Annotated in this window: 7 protein-coding genes; 2 read left to right on the top strand and 5 right to left on the bottom strand. The window is 65.2% G+C overall.

What is annotated here, in order from left to right; all coding sequences use genetic code 11:
- Positions 1–42 precede the first annotated feature (42 nt).
- The 3 genes from OHQ90_RS00145 to OHQ90_RS00155 all read right to left on the bottom strand — a co-directional run bounded on the left by OHQ90_RS00145 (position 43) and on the right by OHQ90_RS00155 (position 2,241).
- A complete protein-coding gene (locus tag OHQ90_RS00145) occupies positions 43–345 on the bottom strand; it encodes a hypothetical protein (protein ID WP_328406499.1) in 303 nt (100 codons plus the stop codon).
- Positions 293–919, bottom strand: a complete 627-nt coding sequence (locus OHQ90_RS00150) for a hypothetical protein (protein WP_328406501.1) — start codon at positions 917–919, stop codon at positions 293–295. The genes OHQ90_RS00145 and OHQ90_RS00150 overlap by 53 nt, the downstream gene beginning before the upstream one ends.
- 194 nt (positions 920–1,113) lie before the next feature.
- A complete protein-coding gene (locus OHQ90_RS00155; protein WP_328406503.1) occupies positions 1,114–2,241 on the bottom strand; it encodes a serine hydrolase domain-containing protein in 1,128 nt (375 codons plus the stop codon).
- A gap of 114 nt (positions 2,242–2,355) precedes the next feature.
- On the opposite strand from OHQ90_RS00155, the gene OHQ90_RS00160 reads away from it, so the two are divergent.
- Together OHQ90_RS00160 and OHQ90_RS00165 are read left to right on the top strand one after the other, a co-directional pair.
- Entirely contained in the window at positions 2,356–3,177 is an 822-nt protein-coding gene (locus OHQ90_RS00160) for a carboxymuconolactone decarboxylase family protein (RefSeq protein WP_328406505.1), read from the top strand.
- 548 nt (positions 3,178–3,725) lie between these two features.
- Positions 3,726–5,072 carry a helix-turn-helix domain-containing protein gene (locus OHQ90_RS00165; RefSeq protein ID WP_328406507.1) on the top strand — a complete coding sequence of 449 codons (1,347 nt, stop codon included), beginning with the start codon at positions 3,726–3,728 and terminating at the stop codon, positions 5,070–5,072.
- A gap of 63 nt (positions 5,073–5,135) precedes the next feature.
- On the opposite strand, the gene OHQ90_RS00170 is transcribed toward OHQ90_RS00165, so the two are convergent.
- Positions 5,136–5,381, bottom strand: coding sequence for a hypothetical protein (locus OHQ90_RS00170; RefSeq protein ID WP_328406509.1), 246 nt, complete (start codon positions 5,379–5,381; stop codon positions 5,136–5,138).
- 108 nt (positions 5,382–5,489) lie between these two features.
- Positions 5,490–5,711 (bottom strand): MbtH family protein, encoded by a 222-nt coding sequence (locus OHQ90_RS00175; protein ID WP_328406511.1) that lies wholly within the window; start codon positions 5,709–5,711, stop codon positions 5,490–5,492.
- Between the last annotated feature and the right edge of the window lie 34 nt (positions 5,712–5,745).

Below are 5,745 nucleotides of genomic sequence, written 5' to 3' on the forward strand. Positions count from 1 at the left end.
GTCGAATGGTGGCTCGAACTCCTGACTCGAGCCACCATCCGACTACGCTCGACACATCGCCTGCCGGATGGGTTCGGTGAAGTGGCCTGGGTGGTGGTAGACGTCGGGGGCGGCGGCGTAGTAGATGGTCCAGCCATCTGTGGTGAGCCAGTTGTGGCGGGGGTTGTCCCGCAGTGCGGCGGTGGGGCCGGAATGCCAGGTGGCGCTGTTGTATTCCAGACCGATCCGCCAGTGTCGCCAGCCCAGATCTATTCGGCGGAGGCCATCACGTGTCCGAACCTCTACCTGGGGCTCAGGGTGCGGCAGGCCTGCGTCGATGCATTGCAGTCTGGTGCGCGACTCCATGGGATTCGGCTCGGCGGTCGGCCAGTTCGATCAATTCAACAGCTTGTCTGCGGCCGCGCCTTCCAGCATGCTTTGCCACCTCGACGGCCAGCTCCGCACGCGAAAGGCCCAGGCGAAGTGCAAGATCCAGGGTTGCCAGTGCATCCATTCGGTTCGCGGTGCGCGCCACATCTACCGCGGTTCGGGCGGCGTTCGTGGCCACCGAGCCCTGGATCAACTCCAGTTCCGCGGGGTCGATCCGATCGCGGTGCACGATCAGCCGCCGCGATCGCGACACTTGACCACCCAGCACGTGCGTGAGCTGATCGTCGAGTACCGAAAACCCGTGCAACTCGGCTGCGGTGTCGTAAGAGGCCGCGAGGAACGGCGGCCCCATCGAAAGCCGTGCCGCCTCGACGCGCAGCGCGGGCGTCGACGGAGTAGTCGCCTCGCGATACACACCCTGGAAGACCCGCACCCATTCCTGTCGGTCCAGCCGGGCGCGCAATTCGGCGCGGGTGTACTCCAGCCGCACCTGCTCTGCGGTAAACACGCCGAACTGCTTGTCCCGGAACTGCTCCAATTCAGACCGCATCTGCCCAGCATCGACGCCTCCGCCCGCCACCCATCCCACCCCACCAGCGCACTCACCAGCCCTGTGGACAAGCATCTCCCTGCGGATAGTTCGGCGAGGGTAGTCGAATGGCGGCTCGAACAGAGGCCCTCAGCAACCATTCGACTACGTTCGATCTGCTATCGCGCGGGGTAGCGGGTGGGGGGACCTGGAGGTCACGGGCACAGGGCATGGCTCAACATGTCGGGGATGTCGGGTTTCGACTCCGGCTCCTGGGTGAAGGCGTAGGTGATCGCGCGCCCTTCCGGCGTCGCGCCGGAGACCGTGAGGAACCCGTAGATCCCGCCTATGTGGCCGACATACTCCGCGCCACAAGGCAAGTGCATCGACCCGATGCCGAGTCCGTAGTTCATGCCTGCCAGCTTGGGCCCCATGGATACGCCCGCACGCATCTCGGCCAGCTGGACCGCGGGTACCACCCGGCCCGCAAGCAGCTCCGAGTAGAAATGATTCAGATCCACGCCGGTGGACACCATCGCGCCCGCGGCCCACGGCACCGAGGGCTCGATCCGGGTCACATCGGTCATCACCCCGTCGACGGAGGCGTAACCCTTCGGGTGCGGCCCGCGGATGTCCAGCTCGCCGGTGCCGGGGAGATAGGTGTTTTCGAGCGCGAGCGGCCGCAGGATGCGCCGGTTCAGCTCCTCGATGTACGGCGCGCCCGCGGCCCGCTCGACCAGCATGCCCGCCACGATGTAGTTGGTGTTGCTGTACTCCCACTGCGCGCCGGGCGCGAACACCGCCGGCCGCGCCAGCGCGCTGGCGACCTCCTGTTCGGGCGTCATCGTGCGGCCGTCGAGCGCCGCTCGGTACTCGTCGATCTGCGGGTCGTCGGTCAATTCGGGTAATCCGCTCTGATGACGCAGAATGTGGCGCACGGTGATGGCGCGGCCATCGATGCCGTCGCCCACCAGCAAGCCGGGCAGGTAGGTGTCGACCGGTTCGTCGAGCCGAATCTTGCCCTCCGCCACCAACTGCAGTACCACCGACGCGATGAACGACTTGCTGATGGAGCCGATTCGTGTCTGCTGCGGTGGATCGGCGAGGATCGGTGCGCGCGTGTCTCGATCGGCGACACCGCTGGTCAAGATGACCGTCGCGCCGTTCTCGGTGACCGTGGCGATCGCCCCGGCCACCCCGGACTCCACCATCCGATCGATATCGGCCTGCACGGCCTGCTTTCGACTGTCGGATACCCCCGGCGCGGCCGGTTTCGGGTCCGATGAGCATCCGACGAGCAGAGCAACCGCGAACGTAACCACAACGATCGGAAGAAAGCGCACACCTCGACGCTAGGCTTTGCGGCGCAACGCCACATCCGGGCCGACCCCGAGATTCGACGTCGGCCTCGAGGAAGAGCTTGCGTTGGAGTGCACTCCAGCTTTTACAGTTCTGACATGACCAACACAAAGTCCACAACAGCAGCTTCTACCAGCGAAAATGACCGTTTCGAACGTGGCTCGGCAGTATTGCGGGCGGTCAGTGGCAGCCCGAATCCCGCGGCGCTCGACAGCCTTGCCGACATTGCACCGGACCTCGGCAGGCTGACCGTCGAGTTCGGCTACGGCGATATCCTGTCCCGCCCCGGCCTGACACTGCCGCAACGTCAGCTCGCCACCGTGTCCGCGCTCGCGGCCATGGGCAATGCGGCACCACAGTTGCGCTTCCACATCGACGGCGCGCTGAATGTGGGCTGCACGCGCGAGGAGATCGTGGAGACCCTCATTCACGTCAGCGTGTATGCGGGCTTCCCGGCCGCGCTCAACGGACTGATCGCGGCCCGTGCGATTTTCGAAGCCCGCACCGACATTCCAGCGCAGACCCGAACCGCCCCCGCCCCGACCGGTGACCGGTTCGAGCGTGGCAGCGCCCGGCTTTCGGAGATCGACGGCCACGCCGGCGAGCAGGTCATCGCCTCGCTCCAGGACATCGCCCCCGACCTCGCCCGCTACCTCCTCGAATTCGTTTTCGGCGACATCTACTCCCGCCCTGGCCTCGACCTGAAGACACGCGAGCTGACCACCGTCGCCATGCTGACCGCTCTCGGCACCGCCGCACCCCAACTGGCGGTGCACATCCACGCCCTGCTCAATGTCGGTGGCACCACCACCGAGGCGGTCGAAGTCATCACCCAGATGGCGTCCTACGCAGGCTTCCCCGCCGCTCTCAACGCAATCGGCGTGGCACGTCAAGTTTTCGCCGACCGCGCGGCGAGCTGATCGGCATCATCACCCTCGACCGATGTCGGTGCCGCCACCGCTGACCCTCACACGTCGCGCGCTCGACGAGGGCGGCACCGCCTTCGATGCCGTGCGGACGCCTACATATCGGCGGCTCGACGGAAGCAATATGCCGATGAGGCCAGGTACTGGCGGCAGCGCGCGCCGTGGCCTGCGTGGACGGCGAGGATGAAGCGGGCTCTGTCGTAAGTGAGTCCAATCGGTTCCTGTGCACAGTCGCGGCTCTGCACGAGCCACAATTCCCTGATATCCGAGCGCAATGCGTCCATCGTTCACCTCCAAGAAAAGTAAATGCACCCGACACCGAGGGGCGCCGCCGGAACCGCGCTCGACTCGGCTGGATCGGACCGAGTCGGGACCGTGCGTCGAGCTTCCGGAAAGCAGGCGCCCCGAAAGGGTTTGGGCATAACCCCCGGTGCCGGGTACCGACTAAGCGTGCACGTTGCGATTCGGCGTATAACAGTCCCGAAACCGGTAAATCCGAGTAATTTCCGATTGAATCAACCTGGTGCGAGGGAGTAGGACCTATGGTTGAAGTCGACTGGACGGGTGACGACGTACGCGCCCTCCGTGCGGCGATGAAGCGAAGTCGCTACGAGTTCGCGCGCTTGGTGGGCGTCACCCCGCGCACCGTGGTCTTGTGGGAAAACGGCCGGACAACCCGGATGCACGACGCAAGCAGGCGCCTACTCGACGGGGTCCTGTCGCAGGCCGATTCAGTGGTCGTCGCGCGGTTCGAGCGCGCGATCCTCGCGGACCGTTCGGCGGCAGGCGAGATCGAAGATACGAGCGCCGTGCTCGTTCGGAATACCAAGCTCGGTAGGGAAACTGGGCTCGACAAGGAAGTCGAGGACAACGACGTGAGACGGCGTGAACTATTAGCCTGCGTGGGCGCGGGCTTGGCGGGCCGAGCGGCGGATCTGGTGGCGAACGAGCCCGAGAAGATGCTTGCCACACTTGATGCCGGATCGATCAGCGAGCGCAGACTCGGCCTGCTGGAGGAGTCGGCGCAGACGCTCGGCACGCGCGTGGTACAGGTGCCACCCTACGAGTTGCTACACGCCACGCTCGACCAATTCCGCACTGTGCGAGGATGTCTCGCCGAACGACAGGCCACCCATCATCAGATCCGGCTGGTCCGTACGGCGGGCAGACTGGCCAACGTCGTCGGTGAAATCCTTTTCAACGAAGGGCATTTCGGCCAGGCCAAGCTGTGGTATACGACCGCGATTCATGCCGCGCAGGACATCGGCGACCGCTACTCGGAAGACATCGCATTGGCCGGCCTCACATATCTGCCCACCTATAGCGATAAACCGAAGGAAGTTTTACACCTACTCGCCCCACGTCTCGCAGAAAATCCGGGACACGGCCCCGCCGTCGCCTGGTTATGGGGAATGGCGGCGCGCGCACACGCCAGCCTCGGTGACGCCGACCAATTCGCCTATTGCATAAACAAATCTTCCGCCGCACTCGATGACTTCGCCCCCGCAGACCTGCCGGTCGGAATTTTTTCCTTCCGCCCGGAAAAACTCGCTTTCTATCAGGCCATCGGATATTCCCGACTCGGCCGCGCCGAGGAGACCGCGAGCGCCGCGGCACGGGCGATTTCGCTGTACGACCCGCAGGAGACAATGGAGCCCGCCCTCGTCCAATTCGAGCACGCAACGGCACTGCTCAGCTCCGGCGAGGTCGACGAGGCATGTGCAATTGCCACCCGGGCGATCACGAACGGCCACACCTACGTCGGCCTGACGGTCACCAAGCGTGCCAAACAGTTCGACTCGGCCCTGACCGGGCAGCGCGGCCGCGCGGTGTCCGACTGGCGCGAACAGGCCCGGCTGATCTGTGATTCCGCGCGGACGCGGGCATAACGGGTCCACGCGTCACACGACGCTGCAAAATCCAGCGTCATAGGACGCTGAGTTCACAGACCGTCACACAACGCTGCTGCGGGCCGCACGGTGCCGCTTACCCCGCATGACGCCTGCCAACCAGACGCCGACCGGCTTGGTGGCGCTGGTGTTCGGCATGAGGTCGGCGAAAGGCGCATGCGCCCGGCCGACTTCGGCGGCATCGGCGATGTAGGCGGACACCGAACTGGCATGGCCCGCCGCCACGGCATGTTCGGCGGTGACGACCAGTTCCTCGGGGAGTGTCAAGGTGATTCGGCGGGTTGTCATGTCTTCCATCATCCTCGCCTGGGCAAACTCTGTATGCATGACGTGCCGATCGGCGTGAAGTGTCGGCGGGGCGCACCGGCCGGCAGGGGGATGTGGGCGGGCGCCCCGCTATTCAGTTGGTTTCGGGTGCATCGCCGTGATCAGCGAGTTGGGACGCATGTCGAGCCAGTGGGATTCGACGTATTCCAGGCAGGCGGCGCGGGACGCGGCGCCGTAGGCGATGGTCCAGCCGCCGGGGACGGCCGCGAAGATCGGCCACATCGAATGTTCGCCCTCCTCGTTGATCAGGACGTAGAACTGGGCGTCATCGTCGTCGAACGGGTTGTTCATCGGGGACCTTCCTGGTGGGAACGGAGAATAGGGA

The organism is Nocardia sp. NBC_00403 (assembly GCF_036046055.1).
Taxonomy (GTDB): Bacteria; Actinomycetota; Actinomycetes; order Mycobacteriales; family Mycobacteriaceae; genus Nocardia.

Coding starts and splice junctions, on each gene's coding strand:
- OHQ90_RS00175 (WP_328406511.1), bottom strand. CDS start 5,711: ATGAACAACCCGTTCGACGACGATGACGCCCAGTTCTACGTCCTGATC.
- OHQ90_RS00145 (WP_328406499.1), bottom strand. CDS start 345: ATGGAGTCGCGCACCAGACTGCAATGCATCGACGCAGGCCTGCCGCAC.
- OHQ90_RS00170 (WP_328406509.1), bottom strand. CDS start 5,381: ATGACAACCCGCCGAATCACCTTGACACTCCCCGAGGAACTGGTCGTC.
- OHQ90_RS00165 (WP_328406507.1), top strand. CDS start 3,726: ATGGTTGAAGTCGACTGGACGGGTGACGACGTACGCGCCCTCCGTGCG.
- OHQ90_RS00160 (WP_328406505.1), top strand. CDS start 2,356: ATGACCAACACAAAGTCCACAACAGCAGCTTCTACCAGCGAAAATGAC.
- OHQ90_RS00150 (WP_328406501.1), bottom strand. CDS start 919: ATGCGGTCTGAATTGGAGCAGTTCCGGGACAAGCAGTTCGGCGTGTTT.